Source organism: Photorhabdus namnaonensis, assembly GCF_001684335.1.
Taxonomy (GTDB): Bacteria; Pseudomonadota; Gammaproteobacteria; order Enterobacterales; family Enterobacteriaceae; genus Photorhabdus; species Photorhabdus namnaonensis.
Window position 1 is genome coordinate 68,180 of the sequence record NZ_LOIC01000088.1, and the last position, 17,055, is coordinate 85,234.

At 43.1% G+C, this 17,055-nt stretch carries 17 protein-coding genes; 12 read left to right on the plus strand and 5 right to left on the minus strand.

Annotated elements, in window-relative coordinates:
• Nucleotides 1-148 precede the first annotated feature (148 nt).
• Nucleotides 149-1,540, minus strand: a complete 1,392-nt coding sequence (locus tag Phpb_RS19405; protein WP_065391792.1) for an amino acid permease — start codon at nucleotides 1,538-1,540, stop codon at nucleotides 149-151.
• A 920-nt stretch (nucleotides 1,541-2,460) separates the two neighbouring features.
• Here Phpb_RS19405 and stlC point away from each other — a divergent pair.
• The 3 genes from stlC (at nucleotide 2,461) to stlE (ending at nucleotide 4,879) form a co-directional block, all read left to right on the plus strand.
• Nucleotides 2,461-3,408: a stilbene biosynthesis aromatase StlC gene (gene stlC, locus Phpb_RS19410; RefSeq protein WP_065391793.1), complete on the plus strand. Its 948-nt coding sequence runs from the start codon at nucleotides 2,461-2,463 to the stop codon at nucleotides 3,406-3,408.
• Nucleotides 3,409-4,557 carry a beta-ketosynthase StlD gene (gene stlD / locus Phpb_RS19415; RefSeq protein WP_065391794.1) on the plus strand — a complete coding sequence of 383 codons (1,149 nt, stop codon included), beginning with the start codon at nucleotides 3,409-3,411 and terminating at the stop codon, nucleotides 4,555-4,557.
• A gap of 79 nt (nucleotides 4,558-4,636) precedes the next feature.
• The gene (stlE, locus tag Phpb_RS19420; RefSeq protein ID WP_065391795.1) at nucleotides 4,637-4,879 is read left to right on the plus strand and encodes a stilbene biosynthesis acyl carrier protein StlE; all 243 of its coding nucleotides are present in this window, start codon (nucleotides 4,637-4,639) and stop codon (nucleotides 4,877-4,879) included.
• A 79-nt stretch (nucleotides 4,880-4,958) separates the two neighbouring features.
• Here stlE and ydgH read toward each other — a convergent pair whose 3' ends face one another.
• Nucleotides 4,959-5,912, minus strand: coding sequence for a DUF1471 family protein YdgH (gene ydgH, locus Phpb_RS19425; RefSeq protein WP_065391796.1), 954 nt, complete (start codon nucleotides 5,910-5,912; stop codon nucleotides 4,959-4,961).
• Between the two features lie 417 nt (nucleotides 5,913-6,329).
• Between ydgH and pntA the strand changes: the two genes are divergently transcribed.
• Together pntA and pntB are read left to right on the plus strand one after the other, a co-directional pair.
• The gene (pntA, locus tag Phpb_RS19430; protein WP_065391797.1) at nucleotides 6,330-7,859 is read left to right on the plus strand and encodes a Re/Si-specific NAD(P)(+) transhydrogenase subunit alpha; all 1,530 of its coding nucleotides are present in this window, start codon (nucleotides 6,330-6,332) and stop codon (nucleotides 7,857-7,859) included.
• A gap of 10 nt (nucleotides 7,860-7,869) precedes the next feature.
• On the plus strand, nucleotides 7,870-9,258 hold the full coding sequence (gene pntB / locus Phpb_RS19435; RefSeq protein WP_065391798.1) for a Re/Si-specific NAD(P)(+) transhydrogenase subunit beta: 1,389 nt from the start codon (nucleotides 7,870-7,872) through the stop codon (nucleotides 9,256-9,258).
• A gap of 127 nt (nucleotides 9,259-9,385) precedes the next feature.
• Here the strand turns inward: pntB and Phpb_RS19440 are convergent, their stop codons facing one another.
• The 3 genes from Phpb_RS19440 to Phpb_RS19450 all read right to left on the minus strand — a co-directional run bounded on the left by Phpb_RS19440 (nucleotide 9,386) and on the right by Phpb_RS19450 (nucleotide 11,099).
• Nucleotides 9,386-9,682 carry a type II toxin-antitoxin system RelE/ParE family toxin gene (locus Phpb_RS19440; RefSeq protein ID WP_011146423.1) on the minus strand — a complete coding sequence of 99 codons (297 nt, stop codon included), beginning with the start codon at nucleotides 9,680-9,682 and terminating at the stop codon, nucleotides 9,386-9,388.
• Complete coding sequence (locus Phpb_RS19445) at nucleotides 9,670-9,960, minus strand: CopG family ribbon-helix-helix protein (RefSeq protein WP_036806311.1); 291 nt, start codon at nucleotides 9,958-9,960, stop codon at nucleotides 9,670-9,672. The genes Phpb_RS19440 and Phpb_RS19445 overlap by 13 nt, the downstream gene beginning before the upstream one ends.
• 113 nt (nucleotides 9,961-10,073) lie before the next feature.
• Nucleotides 10,074-11,099: a HoxN/HupN/NixA family nickel/cobalt transporter gene (locus Phpb_RS19450; RefSeq protein WP_065392001.1), complete on the minus strand. Its 1,026-nt coding sequence runs from the start codon at nucleotides 11,097-11,099 to the stop codon at nucleotides 10,074-10,076.
• Nucleotides 11,100-11,471: 372 nt separating this feature from the next.
• Here Phpb_RS19450 and Phpb_RS19455 point away from each other — a divergent pair, with 372 nt between their 5' ends.
• The 7 genes from Phpb_RS19455 (at nucleotide 11,472) to Phpb_RS19485 (ending at nucleotide 17,042) form a co-directional block, all read left to right on the plus strand.
• The gene (locus tag Phpb_RS19455; protein ID WP_011146425.1) at nucleotides 11,472-11,774 is read left to right on the plus strand and encodes an urease subunit gamma; all 303 of its coding nucleotides are present in this window, start codon (nucleotides 11,472-11,474) and stop codon (nucleotides 11,772-11,774) included.
• A gap of 89 nt (nucleotides 11,775-11,863) precedes the next feature.
• A complete protein-coding gene (locus Phpb_RS19460) occupies nucleotides 11,864-12,253 on the plus strand; it encodes an urease subunit beta (RefSeq protein ID WP_065391799.1) in 390 nt (129 codons plus the stop codon).
• 67 nt (nucleotides 12,254-12,320) lie between these two features.
• Nucleotides 12,321-14,036, plus strand: a complete 1,716-nt coding sequence (locus Phpb_RS19465; RefSeq protein ID WP_065391800.1) for an urease subunit alpha — start codon at nucleotides 12,321-12,323, stop codon at nucleotides 14,034-14,036.
• Nucleotides 14,037-14,111: 75 nt separating this feature from the next.
• A complete protein-coding gene (locus tag Phpb_RS19470; RefSeq protein WP_065391801.1) occupies nucleotides 14,112-14,708 on the plus strand; it encodes an urease accessory protein UreE in 597 nt (198 codons plus the stop codon).
• A complete protein-coding gene (locus tag Phpb_RS19475) occupies nucleotides 14,705-15,391 on the plus strand; it encodes an urease accessory protein UreF (protein ID WP_065391802.1) in 687 nt (228 codons plus the stop codon). Before Phpb_RS19470 ends, Phpb_RS19475 begins: the two co-directional genes overlap by 4 nt.
• Before the next feature lie 53 nt (nucleotides 15,392-15,444).
• Nucleotides 15,445-16,080, plus strand: a complete 636-nt coding sequence (ureG, locus tag Phpb_RS19480; protein WP_065391803.1) for an urease accessory protein UreG — start codon at nucleotides 15,445-15,447, stop codon at nucleotides 16,078-16,080.
• The gene (locus Phpb_RS19485) at nucleotides 16,077-17,042 is read left to right on the plus strand and encodes an urease accessory protein UreD (protein WP_065391804.1); all 966 of its coding nucleotides are present in this window, start codon (nucleotides 16,077-16,079) and stop codon (nucleotides 17,040-17,042) included. The genes ureG and Phpb_RS19485 overlap by 4 nt, the downstream gene beginning before the upstream one ends.
• The last annotated feature ends 13 nt before the right edge of the window (nucleotides 17,043-17,055 follow it).

The window sequence follows — 17,055 nt, forward strand, 5'->3', positions numbered from 1 at the left end:
AATCAAGTTGTATTAACAATATTAGTTACAACATGCTTTTAAATACAACACCAACAAAAATATGAAAGGACAACGAAAAACCAAACAAACTGCTATATGAAAATCCAGAAAGCCATCACAGGAGAGTAATGGCCTGAATCTGACGAGATTACTTGAGCAGTAACCCAGTGGCAGGGATTGCTGTTATCAGCAATACGGCAATAGTGAGCTTTTCAGCCAGATGTAAGCTATTTTTCTGCGGGTTTTGATGACGTACATACAGAAAAACTATAAGACCTGGTGCATAGAGAACAACAGACAATAACAAATTCATTAAACCGGATGCATAAAGTAGCCATATGCCATAAATACAGGCTCCGACGGCAATGAGTAGTAATCCTTTATTACTACGATCAAAAGCGACTTTTAAAAGAAATGCGCCTACAAGGAAATAGGGCACTAAAATCATCTCTGATGCAATTGCCAGTAATGAATTGTAATTGCTTCCACTTAACCAGATCAAAACGAGAGAGAGTTGTACCGCGCCATTAGTGAACCACAATGAAGATGACGGTGCATTATTGCGGTTTTGCTGGCTAAATACTTTTGGAAAAGAGCCGTGTTGGGAAGCGATAAATGGCACTTCCGCCGCCATGATCGTCCAACTCAGATAAGCGCCACAGACGGAGATAATCAATCCGGCGGCAATAATGATTTCGCCTGCGGAACCAACGAGTCCCACCATCAGGTTTGCCATTGATGGGTTGCGTATTTCTGCTAACTCAGATCGTGGTACTAATCCAAGGGAGAGTAGGGTGACCAAGATATATATTGCTAATGCTGCAACGACAGCCAGCATGGTTGCAATACCCACATCTGCCCGTTTTTTCGCCCTGGCTGAAACCACAACAGCGCCTTCAATACCAATAAAAACCCAAAGGGTAATCAACATGGTGTCTTTTACTTGTTGCCAGACAGGAACGCCTAGATCAATGCCTTTAAAGTCGAGGTTAAAGATGTCCATTTTGAAGGCTATGGCAGCAAGTATGATAAAAGCACCTAAAGGCAGTAATTTTGCCATTGTCGCCAATTTGTTAATGCCGGCTGCGGTTTGAACGCCACGAAGTACCAACCAGTGTACGAACCAAAGGAGAATAGATTCTCCCAATAGGGACTGCCAAGTATTGCCATCACCAAAGATGACAGCACCCTCTTTATCAGTAAAGAAACTCAGGGCGGCAAAAACGATAACCAGATAAGAAACATTGGCGACGACTGCGCATAACCAATATCCCCAGGCAGAGCAGAAGCCTATTAGTTCACCAAAGCCTTCTTTGGCGTAAGTGAAAATCCCGCCATCAAGATCTGGACGAAGACGAGAGAGCAGTAACAGTGAAGTAGCCAGGAACAGGATGCCGACACCTGTTATTCCCCAACCAATCATTAACGCTGCCGGGCTGGCGATTTCAGCCATATTCTGCGGTAAGCTGAAAACACCAGCACCAACCATAGAGCTGAGTACCAGAGCAGTAAGAGCTGTGAGACCTAGTTTCTTTTCCAAAGATATGTTCCTAATGTGACATAAACTGCATTATTAGCCAGTTCATTACCCGATCATAAAGATGAACTGGGTATCTGGTTTTCGTCGCTTCCAAGCTGTACAGAACGGAAAGATAGACAGATTGAACCTAGAAATAGAGGGGGATTCTACGAAGGGTATGAGCTGGATGCAATGGTTTTCTATGCAAATAACTATAAAATTTATGCATTGTTTGATAGTACGTTTGGTGATGATTAAGTGTAGTGAGACGCAATTTATTTTTATAATGTTGTTTGATGTGTTGAGGTAAATAGGTGATAAATATGAAGTACGATGGTGTTATTACTAATTAAGTAATTTTTATTTTAATTTTTTCGATCGATCTCAAAATTTAATAAAATGATTGTGTAAAATTTCATCTCTAATTTTTATTTTGTCATGTAATATTATTGCTAAGTAATAATCATCTTTTGTTTTCATGCCAATTTGTTAAATTAATATATTGAGTATGTAATTTCATAATGTTATAAATATTTCATTAAATTAAAACACTTAGAGTATTTTTTAATTTGTTGATTTAATTTAAGTATTTATTGAAATTTAATTGATTTTGTTAATTTTATATTCAGGTTAATATATTTTTCATTAACTTTTTTATCAGTAACTAATTAACTTCCCACAATGTGATATAAAACTAATCTTATATAAAAATAAAAAAATCATGTTGACAACGACTGCTTTGATTTATATTGTTTGTGAAAATATTACTCTGCCATTTATTAACTTATTTTCTTGTATATGTTTTTAATTTTCAGGAATGATTATATGTACATACGTCAAAAAATATTCTCAGATGGTTAGAGGACAGCTGTCATTCAAATTCTTATCTTTTAGGTGCCGATGAATGGCTCAGTATTAAATATTCATAAAGGTTAGAACATATGAAACGTGTTCTTGTAGTGTCATATTCCCAAAGTGGTCAATTGATCGAGGTGGTAAAAAGCTTAATCTCTCCCCTGCAAGAGTCTGACGAGATATACATCCGTGAAGTTGTTCTGAAACCGATTCCGGAATTTGCGTTTCCCTGGAAGTTTTCCAAATTTGTTGATGTTTTCCCAGAAACAGTACAGTTACATCCGCCTGAGCTAGCGCCTTTGAATCTGGAAGACGAAGAACCTTTTGATTTAGTCATATTAGGCTACCAGGTTTGGTATTTATCGCCGGCTCCTCCGATAACAGCATTTCTTAAGAGTAAGGAAGGAAAGCGTTTACTTAATGGACGACCGGTGGTGACAGTTATTGCTTGCCGAAACATGTGGTTGATAGCTCAGGAAACTGTCAAAAGGTTGTTGCATGAAAGTGGAGCGTATTTGCGCGACAACGTGGTCTTTGTTGATAAAGCAAACTTTTTTGCAACAGTATTCACAACCCCGATATGGCTAATGACAGGAAAAAGACAGCCATTTCCTAGCTTACCGCGGGCGGGCGTATCGGAGGAAGATGTTAAAGATGCTCCACGTTTTGGTGATGCATTGTTGGCAGCGCTCAAAACGGATAAAGAGAAAATTGATGCTCCAATGTTGAAAGGCATGGGAGCGGCGGTTGTCGACCAAGCTTTTATTTTTGGTGAACGTGCGGCGCATCGAGGATTTAGATTTTGGTCCGGGATGATTTGTCGTGTGGGCAAACGAGGGATATGGGTAAGACGCGCTTTATTAGCGTTGTTTGTAACCTATTTGATATTGATGGTACTAGTTGTTTTTCCTATTTCAGTGGTTGTTCGCCGTTTGCTTGCCCCATTACTTAAAGAACGTCTTAATGAATTACAGAAATACTATGAACAACCTTCTGGTTCTGCCCGCTATGATGATAAGGAGATAAATAAGTAAATGAGTAATAACGTTTATATCACTAAAGTTTCCGCGTTTATGCCGGGAAACCCAATAGATAATAATACAATGGAATCTGTGCTTGGTTTTGTTGGTGGTCGTCCGTCAAGATCTCGTCATATAGTCCTTCGCAATAATGGTATCAAATATCGCCATTATGCACTGGATCCGGAGACAGGTGAGGCAACTTATACATCTGCTCAATTAGCGGCTGAGGCAGTAAAAGGTTTGGTTGATGAACACTTCTCTTTAGACGATATGCAAATTCTGGCAGCAAGCAGTGGTACTCCTGATCAAATTATACCGGGTCATGGTCTCATGGTTCATGGCGAGCTAAAAAATAAACCATGTGAAGTTATCTCAACTTCCAGTGCTTGTGCTGCGGGTATCACAGCGATGAAATATGCTTATTTGTCCGTTCTCTCGGGAGCGACAAGTAATGCGGTTTCAACAACGTCGGAAGTACCTTCCACTGTATTGCATGCCCGCAATTTCCAGAGTGAAAACGAAGCTCGGGTTGCAGAACTGGAACGACGCCCTGAAATCGCTTTTGAAAAAGATTTTCTACGTTGGATGCTTTCTGATGGCGCCGGCGCTGCTTTACTTGAAAACAAACCTCGACCTGATGGTGTTTCATTACGAATTGATTGGATAGATATTTACTCTTTTGCTAATGAGCAAGAGACATGTATGTACTCAGGCGGAGAAAAGTTAGCAGATGGCAGTTTGAAAGGTTGGGCTCAAATGAGTCAGGCTGATTGGCTTGCCTATTCTGTTTTCTGCATCAAACAAGATGTCAGATATTTAAATGAGAGGGTCGTTAAATACACACTTACCGAACCATTGAGACGGATAGTTGCTGATCGTAACTTATCGGCAGAATCTATTGATTGGTTCTTGCCTCATTACTCATCTGAATATTTCCGCATGAAATTTGCCAAGGGTCTTGAAGATATTAATTTTGGTATTGAACAAGAGCGTTGGTTTACTAACTTAACAATGAAAGGAAATACCGGATCGGCTTCTATTTATATCATGTTGGATGAGCTTATGAAGTCGGGTAAATTGAAGAAAGATCAGCGTCTGTTATGTTTTATCCCTGAAAGTGCCAGATTCACAGGGGCATTCATGCACCTGACTGTCGTGTAAATATTTAATCTTAGTGTTAATGAAGAATGGGGAAACAACCTGTTTCCCCTCGTAATTGGTACATCTAGGAAAATACAGCGTGGAAAATTTAGAGAATCGTGTCAAAAGTGTTGTTGCAGAACAACTTGGAATACCTGAAACCCAAATTCTTAATACACAAACATTCGAGGAATTAGGTGCCGACTCGTTAGATAATGTTGAATTGATTATGGCTCTGGAAGAGCACTTCGGGATAACTATTGATGATGAAGAAGCGGAAAAAATAGTGACGATACAGAACGCTATTGATTGTATCGATTCGAAATTGGAATCCGCTGATTAGTTTGAAGGATTTTATTATCTCTACAAATAAAAAAAGCACATATGATTATCATGTGTGCCTTTTTTTATTTTTGGTTAAATTATTTGAACAGGTCCGCGCTGATCGTGGAGGTTCCACCACTGGATTGCCATTCACGGGTAATATGATAGTACTTAGCGCCTTTAGCCGCGGCGCGTTTAGCGACTTCATAGGAAACATCAGGCATGCTGTTGTAATAGCCTGAAAAGGTGATGGAATCAAAAGGTACCATCTGAGCAGCGCTGATTTTATTTAATTCTTGGATTTTCGTACCATCAGAAAGAGTGACAGTGTAACGTTCGCCTTTAGAATATTGGGTTTCAAAGAAGCGACCAACAGAATTACTGGTTGAAGTTGAAGAGGCTAAACCAGGAATTTCTACTTTCTTAGCCGATTCGCCACCAGCCGCCAATGCAGTGCGTCCAGAATCGGAATCTGCCGGGATAACCGCTTCATCAGCCTGAATTTGGCGTTTTGGCGCATCATCTTTATAAACATAAGCGGTAACCGTCTGATTACCGCCATCATTGATTGAAATCTGACGAACAATAAAGAAAGCCGCTGCGCCTTTTTTCTTGGCTTCTTTTGCAATGGCTTCTTTCAAATCGGGTTCATTGTCGTAAAAGCCGCTGATAGTGACTGTATCAAATGGTTCCAGCGTTACAGCTTCTGTTTTGGGTAATTCTTTAATGCCGCGAAACTCACGATATTTAGGTGAATTATCAATTTTCTCTGCATCTTTGTGATACAGATCTGCTACAACGCGTAGGTTGCCGCTATTATTCAGATCATCAAGGCTTTGGATATAAAACCCATCAGCACCCATTTTGTCTGCACGACGGGAAACCGCATCGGCAGCTTCATAAATAGCATTAAAAGGGCCTGTAACCATAATACGTTTAAACGGTTTCAACTCCGCTGCTTTCTCTGGGGATAACTCCTGAGCTGCTTGAGCAGTGGTAATACCCGTTAATGAGAATACCGCTGCTGCAATCATCGTTGTTTTCAGCTTCATAAAAAATCCTTCCACCTTGCGCATTAAATAATAGTTGTAACTTGCTGAACATGGTTGTGTATCACATAGCCGATAATTATTACATGTAATAATAGCTAATGTCCCACGAATTTATGCTATCAGTATGAATGAATGCAAGTTTATAGAATAGGGCGCCATAAGTTTTTAGCAACATAGGGAGTGAGCCAGTTAAAAGTGCGATTCGCGCCGGTAATACTATTTATAGTACTACTTATTATAATACTACTTAGTTATTTTTTACCCATTAGCGATCGATCATCGATAATATTTTCAGTCGGTTATTAAAATATTTGTTGATAGATTTTACTGATGGCAGTAATCAAGTTAATTTAGTCGCTAAGTTGACTGTAGCAAGCAATAATCATCATTAATCTTAGGCTTTAGGAAGGGAACATTATGCGTATTGGTGTACCGAAGGAGCGACTTGTCAATGAAGCACGTGTTGCAGCCACACCGAACACTGTGGAACACCTGCTGAAATTGGGATTTAATGTCGTTGTTGAGAGTGGAGCTGGGCGTTTAGCCAGTTTTGAAGATAGTGCTTACCAACAAGTAGGTGCTGAAATTACTGATCGTCATAATATTTGGCGTTCAGATATTATTTTAAAGGTTAATGCTCCTGAGGATGACGAAATTGCATTGATGAAGGAAGGGAGTACGTTGGTTAGTTTTGTCTGGCCAGCGCAAAACCCTGAGTTAATGCAGAAACTATCAGACCGTAAAGTCACGGTGTTGGCGATGGATTCAGTACCGCGTATTTCCAGAGCACAATCGCTGGATGCGTTGAGTTCTATGGCAAATATTGCTGGTTATCGTGCAATAGTCGAAGCCGCTCACGAATTTGGCCGTTTCTTTACTGGTCAGATTACTGCGGCAGGAAAAGTCCCGCCAGCCAAGGTGATGATTATTGGCGCTGGTGTTGCTGGTTTGGCCGCTGTGGGTGCCGCGGGCAGTTTGGGCGCGATTGTTCGTGCATTTGATACTCGTCCTGAAGTTAAAGAACAAATTCAGAGCATGGGGGCGGAGTTTCTTGAGCTGAATTTTGAAGAAGAGGCCGGTAGTGGCGACGGATATGCAAAAGTGATGTCCGAAGCCTTCATTAAAGCGGAGATGGCGCTTTTTGCTGAACAGGCAAAAGAAGTTGATATCATTGTAACAACCGCGTTAATTCCAGGGAAACCAGCTCCACGTCTTATCACCAAAGAGATGGTTGAATCCATGAAGCCGGGTAGTGTGATTGTTGATCTGGCGGCTCAGACAGGCGGAAACTGCGAATTAACGCAAGCAGATAAATTGGTTGTTACTGCAAATGGTGTGAAAATTATTGGTTACACAGATTTGCCCAGCCGTTTGCCAACACAATCTTCTCAGCTCTACGGTACTAACTTGGTTAATCTGCTCAAGTTATTGTGTAAAGAGAAAAATGGCGAAATCAATATTGATTTTGACGATGTTGTTATTCGTGGCGTGACAGTCGTCAAAGAGGGGGAAATTACCTGGCCGGCGCCACCGATTCAAGTTTCGGCTCAGGCGCAGGCAAAACCAGCAGCAGTTAAAGCAGAAAAGCCAACGGCGAAACCCGTGTCGCCTTGGTTGAAATATGGTTTATTGGCATTGGCTGTTATCTTGTTCGGTTGGTTAGCCAATGTTGCACCAAAAGAGTTCTTATCCCACTTTACTGTTTTCGCGCTAGCTTGTGTGGTGGGTTATTACGTGGTTTGGAATGTCAGCCATGCTTTGCACACACCGTTAATGTCGGTAACTAATGCCATTTCGGGAATTATTGTCGTTGGGGCGTTATTACAAATTGGTGATGGTGGATGGGTAAGTTTCTTCTCATTTATTGCCGTTCTTATTGCCAGCATTAATATCTTCGGTGGCTTCACTGTCACTCAACGTATGCTGAAAATGTTTCGTAAGGACTAAGGGGTAACTAATGTCGAGTGGAGTCGTTACAGCAGCATATATTGTTGCCGCCGTTTTATTTATTTTCAGCCTGGCAGGTTTATCTCGTCATGAGAGCTCTAAACGCGGAAATATTTTTGGTATCACCGGAATGGCAATCGCATTGATTGCGACTATTTTCGGGCCTGATACCGGAAGTGTTGTCTGGATTATTCTGGCGATGGTGATTGGTGCGGTTATTGGTATTCGTCTGGCAAATAAAGTTGAAATGACTGAAATGCCGGAATTGGTTGCTATTTTGCACAGTTTTGTTGGGTTGGCCGCCGTGCTGGTCGGTTTTAATAGCTTTATTGCTCACGATAGTTTTGCAGAACCTGTGATGGAAAATATCCATCTAACAGAGGTCTTCTTAGGGGTTTTCATTGGTGCGGTTACCTTCACCGGTTCCGTTGTGGCATTTGGTAAATTATGTGGAAAAATTTCCTCTAAGCCGTTGATGTTGCCAAATCGTCATAAATTAAACCTTGCGGCGCTTGTGATCTCCTTTGTGCTGTTGATTACCTTTGTGAAAACGGAAAGTACGGGCCTGCAAGTGTTCACGTTATTGCTCATGACAGCAATCGCATTGGCGTTTGGTTGGCATTTGGTCGCTTCCATCGGTGGCGCGGATATGCCAGTGGTGGTTTCAATGCTGAACTCCTATTCGGGTTGGGCCGCAGCAGCAGCGGGTTTCATGTTGAGCAATGATTTGTTGATTGTCACGGGTGCGTTGGTTGGTTCTTCGGGGGCGATTCTCTCATACATCATGTGTAAAGCGATGAGCCGTTCTTTTATCAGTGTGATTGCCGGCGGGTTTGGTACTGATGGTTCTTCAACCGGTGACGAGCAGGAGATGGGCGAGTACCGCGAAACCACAGCGGAAGAAGTGGCTGAACTATTGAAAAACTCAACTTCTGTTATCATCACGCCGGGATACGGTATGGCGGTTGCTCAAGCGCAATATCCGGTACATGACATCACAGCCAAACTGCGGGAGAAGGGAGTCAACGTTCGCTTTGGTATTCATCCCGTTGCGGGACGTCTGCCTGGGCATATGAACGTGCTGTTGGCAGAAGCAAAAGTGCCTTACGACGTTGTTTTGGAAATGGATGAAATCAATGATGATTTCTCTGATACCGATACTGTGTTGGTCATTGGCGCCAACGACACCGTTAACCCTGCGGCACAGGAAGATCCCAACAGCCCGATTGCGGGTATGCCCGTTCTGGAGGTTTGGAAAGCACAAAATGTTGTTGTGTTCAAACGTTCTATGAACACAGGTTACGCCGGTGTGCAAAATCCGTTGTTCTTTAAAGACAATAGCCAGATGTTGTTCGGTGATGCGAAGGCGAGCGTAGAGGCAATCCTGCGTGCACTGTGATTTTCTATTGTTTTAACTTACAGCTATGATGGATTTACTGTCTCTTAGTCAGATTTCTTGATTAAGAGACAGAAATTACATTCGTTGTTTTACTTTATTTGCGATTCACTAGTTATTAATGCTTAAGTTAGTGCTTATAGTTGATTTCTCGCTGGTGACGGATAGCCAAAATGTAACGCGTATTACTTCCGGGAAGTTCTCTGTATAACAATATATAGCCTGTACCACCAAAAGGGATAATTAACTCAAAGAGTGGATAAATTTCTGTTGGCCGTCCAGATAAGACGTTAGATTCCAGTGCTTGGATGTGTTTGCTAATGATACTAAGTGCCGACTTCGCAGCAACTGTATCGCGTTGATATAAGAAATCAATAAGACGATTTATATCTCTTGTTGCTGCGGGAGTGACTATTACAGATGGCATTCAGGTGGCTCCTTATCCTCGCCACGTACAATCGCATCCAGCCAATTACAAAGTTCACTGCCAGTTAAATGTAAACCGGTGGCTTCATATTCTAACCAAGCGTTTTCGGCATCACGTAAAAATTGTTGTCTGGCCTCCAAAGTATCAATTTCACTTTCGATTGAACGTACCATAAGCGAATGGGCAGAAATACCTTGCGTGTCAGCCAACGCTTTAATGCGTGTTTTTAACCCTTCATCTAAGCGAAGGGTTATTGTCTGTTTCGTTTGTTTATGCATAACCTTTCTCACAATGATATCACTAGTAACACAAATGCTATCATTAGATAGCGAGCATAACAACATTTCAGGATGTAATACATCGCACGGTTATGTGAAGAGTTCTGCGTTTGTTATTTAATTTCCAGCGTATCGTACCCCCGCCAGCGATAATTCATCACTGATAAGGTCCAGAACAGAACAAAAATCCCGACAACCCAAAAACCAACATTGCCCATATTGTCATTTAATGCCCCGATAGTGTTCCAGAAAACGCCATGCAAACCCCACTGTTCAGCGATAAGCCCAAGCGCTTCCAGCCCGCCGATGAACAGTGCTACAGCAACGGAAGCCGCGGTAATGGTCATGTTGTAATAGAGTTTGCGTGTCGGTTGGGAAAACGCCCAACCATAGGCGCCGACCATCACAAAATTATCCAGTGAGTCGATGAGTGCCATACCGCTGGTAAATAGCGCCGGGAATACCATCAACGACCACAGAGGAAGCCCACTGAGAGAGCCGGCGGCAGATATGCTTAATAGCCCAACTTCGGTAGCGGTGTCGAAACCCAATCCAAACAGAAAACCGACCAAATACATATGCCAGCTTTTGCTTACCAGTCGGAAGACTGAGTGAAACAGGCGCGTCATGATCCCCCCCGGCGTCGTTTCTAGTACAGTCAAATCACTTTTAGCCAGATTTCTGCCACGTTTGATCTCCTGAAACTTCTGATAAACGCTTTTTAATATCAGCAAATTAATTAGTGCTATTGCTAGCAGAAAGCAGGCCGAAACTAAGGTACCGGCAATGCCGCCATAATCATGAACCCAGCCCATTTGATCTTTAAACGCCATAGAAGTTAGGACGATGGCGAAGCAGGCAAGAATAACAATGGTAGAGTGCCCAAGAGAAAAGAAAGCGCCGACAGCAATGGGTGATTTACCCTGTTGCATCAATTTACGGGTGACGTTATCAATGGCGGCGATATGATCAGCGTCGACCGCATGGCGCAGTCCATAACCGTAAGCCAGCAGAGCCGCCCCCATCATAACCGCATGATGACGAAAAGCGATAAATGCCCAAACCCAAGCCAGTATGTTGGCGGCAATCAAAACAACCAGAAGAGATACAGCACGTTTTTTATCCGTTAAATTATTCATAATATGAATTACCTGTAAATCTGTAAATGTAAAACCCACCTTACGGGTGATTGTTAGAAGTCCAAAAAAACAGTAAGTATTTTTGGACCCCATGACCTATAATTTTTTCCTAAGCAGGAATACTAATCAGCTTGTAATATTACTTTGGATAAACTTAAATAAGAGGTAAGAGGACTAACCTGTGTTGAGAAGAATGATCTTAATTGACATATTATGATCTTTGTGTCAAAGATTTTTTACCAAAAGATTATCTACATCAATATCCGGATAGGGACAACGGCTTTTGAATAAAGTTTGTTGGAAAAATCGAATTAAGTTATATATTGACATAGCAGTGTGACCGTATGGAATAACCAATGATTAGGGGGTTTTATGCAATTAACACCAAGGGAAATCGAAAAACTCATGGTATATACACTGGCTGATGTCGCACTAAAGCGTAAGTCTCGCGGTTTAAAACTCAATTATCCTGAAGCCGTCGCGATTATTACCGCGGCTGCATTGGAAGGCGCCAGAGAGGGGAAAACACTGGAAGAAGTGATGGATGATTCCAGACATGTTCTGACTAAAGAGGATGTGATGGATGGCGTCGCTGATCTTATTCCACATGTGCAGGTCGAAGCGATATTTACCGATGGAAGTCGCTTGGTCACTGTGCATGATCCTATCCAATAATTGTTAAAGCAAATTATAAATAGCAGGAAAGATTATCTAAGCAAAATATTAGATTATATTGACTCACGTCTTAACGTGGAGATTTTCCGATGGAAAAAAATAATAAAGAAGATGTTACTCCGTTGGGGGGGTATATTCTGGCTAAAGACCCGATCTCCTTTAATGAAGATCGTCCGGTTATTCAATTAAAAGTTCGTAATTCAGGTGATCGTCCTATTCAGGTGGGATCTCATTTCCATTTTTTTGAAGTCAATAAAGCTTTGCAATTTAATCGTGCGGCTGCATTTGGTAAACGACTTAATATCACAGCGACAACCGCTATCCGTTTTGAACCCGGTGATGAAATCGAGGTGTCATTAATCCCAATTGGCGGGAAACAAAACGTTTATGGATTTAATAATTTAGTCGATGGTTGGGCAGGTAAAAGTCAGGTTGCTACTGATGAGCCTGTGGAAAAAGCCTGGTTACATGCCGGATAGTAGAATTGAATGAATTCAAGGTAGAGTTGACGAACGTCGGAAAATCTTTCGAACAAAGGAATAAACTATGCCAACCATTTCCCGACAGGAATATGTAGGTCTTTTTGGTCCAACGACCGGCGATAAGATCCGCTTGGGTGATACCAATCTATTTATTGAAATTGAGAAAGATCTGCGTGGCTATGGTGATGAGTCGGTCTATGGCGGAGGTAAATCGCTGCGTGATGGTATGGGTGCGGATAACCGTATGACCAGCGAAAACGTATTAGATTTGGTCATCACCAGCGTTACTATTTTAGATGCCCGACAAGGCGTCATTAAAGCGGATGTCGGCATAAAAGGGGGACGCATTGTCGGGATAGGTAAAAGTGGTAATCCTAACATGATGAATGGCGTTACCGCCGGTATGGTAGTTGGTGTTAGTACTGATGCTATATCTGGCGAGCATCTCATCCTCACGGCGGCTGGTATTGATACCCATATTCACTTTATTTCTCCTCAACAAGCTGAACATGCTTTATCCAATGGCGTGACGACTTTCTTTGGCGGTGGTGTTGGCCCCACTGACGGCACTAATGGCACCACTGTCACCGCCGGTCCGTGGCATATCTATCGCATGTTGCGTGCTTTTGAAAGTTTACCTGTTAACGTAGGTATCTTGGGAAAAGGCCATGCTGCGGTGGCTATGCCGCTGGTTGAACAGATCAAAGCGGGCGTTGCCGGGTTGAAAGTGCACGAAGACTGGGGCGCGACTAACTCCGCGTTGCGTAATGCCTTACGTGTAGCGGATGAAATGGATATCCAAGTCGCAGTGCATACTGATAGCTTGAATGAAGGCGGTTATGTTGAAGATACCATCGACGCTTTTGAAGGTCGCACTATTCACACTTTCCATACCGAAGGCGCTGGTGGCGGACATGCACCGGATATCATTAAAGTTGCCAGCCAGATGAATGTGTTGCCCAGCTCGACTAATCCCACACTGCCTTACGGTATCAACAGCCAAGCGGAACTGTTTGATATGATTATGGTTTGCCATAACCTTAATCCCAAAGTGCCGGCTGATGTGGCATTTTCGGAAAGCCGTGTGCGTCCAGAGACTATTGCTGCGGAGAATGTATTGCACGATATGGGCGTATTGTCGATGTTTTCCAGTGATTCTCAGGCAATGGGGCGAGTGGGAGAAAACTGGCTGCGCGTGATGCAAACTGCTCATGCCATGAAAGCGGCGCGAGGCAAGTTGCCGGAAGACGCGGCACATAACGACAACTTCCGTGTATTACGTTACGTCGCCAAAATTACGATTAACCCAGCTATTGCTCAGGGCATAAGCCATGTGCTCGGTTCGGTTGAAGTGGGAAAAATGGCTGATCTGGTGCTGTGGGAGCCACGTTTTTTTGGCGTAAAACCTAAGTTGGTCATTAAAGGCGGTATGATTAATTGGGCGGTGATGGGGGACCCAAATGCTTCACTGCCGACGCCGCAGCCGACATTTTATCGTCCGATGTTTGGCGCATTGGGCAAAACCCTTCAGGAAACTTGTGTTACTTTTGTATCTCAGGCGGCGATGGAACTGGGGGTAAAAGAGAGCCTTGGTTTGGAACGTCAGGTTATGGCAGTGCGTAACTGCCGGGCTATCTCTAAGAAAGACATGGTGCGTAATGCTGAAACGCCCACCATTGAAGTGGATGCAGAAACCTTTGCTGTCAAGGTGAATGGTGAATATGCCACTGTAAAACCGGTCAGGACAGTCGCGCTCAATCAGCGCTATTTCTTTAGTTAATCTATTTTTTTGCTGCCGGTCAGAGAACATTTTTCTGGCCGGATTAACCGATCCATGCGTTCAGAGGATTATCTTATGATTGTTATTGAACAGATTCTTGGTAATGTCAAAAAGGATGTTTTCTGGCGAGATCGCTTGCAAGGGATCTCGCCGGATATCTTAGTGCTTTCGCAATGGGAAGCGCAAAAAAGCCGTTGTCGTAAATCTACCCTTAACGGATTGGATTTGGGTATTTCCCTTGACCGTCATCAGGTATTGTCTGATGGTGACGTTTTATTGTGGGACGAAGCCAAAGGATTGGCGGTTATTGTTCAAATGAGCTTGCGTGATGTGATGGTTATTCACCTGAAATCATTACTGTCATTAGATTTAGAGACGGTAATGAAAACCAGCTTCGAACTTGGTCATGCTTTAGGTAATCAGCATTGGAAGTCAGTGATTAAAAACAACCAGATTTATATTCCGCTGACAGTATCAACTAAGGTCATGGATTCAGTCATGAAAACCCACGGTTTTCATGCCTTGCCTTACTCCTTTGTTAAAGGTGAAGAGATATTGCCTTCCCTTAACAACTCAGAAGCTCGCTTATTATTCGGTGGTGCGGAGGATTCTGCGACACATGTTCATGTCGAGAACACATTTCTGAATCAGCATGTGATCAAACTAAAATGAACGCTCTCCGCTTAATCAGAATCATGCAGTTTGCTGATTCAGTATTGCCTGTTGGCGCGTTTTCTTTTTCAAACGGTCTGGAATCGGCCATTCAGAGCAAAATCGTGTATGACGTGGCAACGTTAAGCGAGTTTACGCGTACAGCGTTGTTACAGGCGGTGAGTAGTGATGGCCGCGCAGTTGTGGCTGCGTGTCAGGCGTTGAATAGTGGGCAACATGATGCCGCTATCACCCATGATTGGGCGGTACTTAACCGCAAATTAAATGAAGAAAGTCGCACAATGGTCACACGGATGGGGAAAAAGTTAGCGGAAATGGCAGTTGAAGTCACCAGTGAATCGTTAATTGCGTGGTGGTTAGCACAAATAAAAAGCGATATTGCCGCCGGTACCTATCCGATTACTTTGGCGGTTGTCATGAGTGCATTGGGTGCGGCTCCACGTGAAGTGATCGTCATGCATCAATATGGCGTTGCAATGACGATACTCAGCGCGGCTATACGTCTGATGCGTGTTACCCATATTGAAATTCAACGTATCTTGTTCTCATTGAATCAAGATATTGAACTGTTTTGTGATGAGGCGGAAAAGGGAGGGATTGAACAGATGGCATCTTATGCACCTATGACCGATGTTCTGGCAGCGCTGCACGTTAGCGCGTTTACCCGGCTGTTCAGTAATTAACTTGATCCCTGATATCGCTTTTAACCACCTCTTAATCGTGTGAGGAAATCCCTGTGAAAAAAATTACCCGAATTGGTATTGGCGGTCCGGTGGGTTCAGGCAAGACGGCCGTTATTGAAGTGATCACACCTATCTTGATTCAGCGTGGAATAAAACCTCTGATTATCACCAATGATATTGTTACCACTGAGGATGCTAAACAGGTTAAACGTACCTTGAAGGGTATTTTAGATGAAGAAAAGATACTTGGCGTGGAAACCGGTGCTTGTCCTCATACCGCGGTGCGCGAAGATCCCAGTATGAATATTGCTGCGGTAGAGGAGATGGAAGCGCGTTTTCCTGACAGCGACGTTGTGTTAATTGAAAGTGGCGGTGATAACCTGACACTCACTTTTAGTCCGGCTTTGGCAGATTTTTATATTTATGTGATTGATGTCGCTGACGGAGAGAAAATTCCGCGCAAGAACGGACCGGGTTTAGTACAGGCCGATATTTTGGTGATCAACAAAATTGATTTAGCGCCTTATGTTGGCGCCAGCTTGGCTGTGATGGAGCATGACACTCAAGTTGTACGTGGTCAGCGTCCTTATATCCTTACCAATTGCAAAACCGGTGAAGGTGTTGAAACGTTGGTAAACATGGTCATGCGTGATTTCCTGTTTACCCATTCATTACAGGCGACGCAATGACTTTCACCAGTTCACCGCAAAATATCGGAGAAGAATGTCAACGGGCGAATAATCTTGGTGTCAATGCGCCGGAACTTGCACTATTTCAGGATGAACCGCCCCAGATGGCAAGCGGTGATGTCGGTAAAAGTGGTTATCTGCGGTTGGGATTTGCCCGGCGTGGCGATCGTAGTATTTTGGCGCAAATGAAACGCCGGGTACCTTATTTAGTGCAGCGGGCGCTGTATTGGGATGAAGCATTACCGCAGATGCCGTGTGTGTTTATGATCTCCACGTCGGGATGTATCTTGCAAGGGGATAGATTGGCATTGGACATTCATGTCGCTCCAGAGGCGTTTGGTCATGTCACCACCCAATCGGCGACTAAGATTCATTCGATGGTGAATAACTACGCGGCGCAAGTGCAAACTATCCAAGTAGAGCAGGGAGGCTATCTGGAAATGATGCCCGATCCGGTTATACCTCACAGTGGTTCTCGGTTTATTACCGACACTCAGATAACCATTCATCCGACTGCCACATTGATTTATTCTGAAATTATTATGTCCGGTCGTAAATACCACCCTGCTGATCAAGGGTTTAAATTTGATGTTTATTCATCACGTATTACGGCAACTGATTTTGATGACAAGGTATTGTTTACAGAGCGTTATGTATTGGAGCCTAAAAAACAACCGTTAAACAGTGTAGGAGTGATGGGGCCGTTCCATGTGTTCGGTAACGTGATCTTGCTGACACCTCAGGTGCACCACGATCGTATTCTGGCGCGCATGACTCCTCAGTACGATGCTGAAACGGGTATAGCGAGTGGTACCAGTCGTTTGCCTAATCAGTGTGGTCTAATCTTTAAGGTATTGGGAAAAGAAACTTATCAAGTTAAAGCGGGTATTCGTCTTTTTTGGCGTATAGCCCGTGAGGAGATCCTTGGTGTTACACTACCTGAGCAGTTTATCTGGCGATAAAACCTGGGATGAA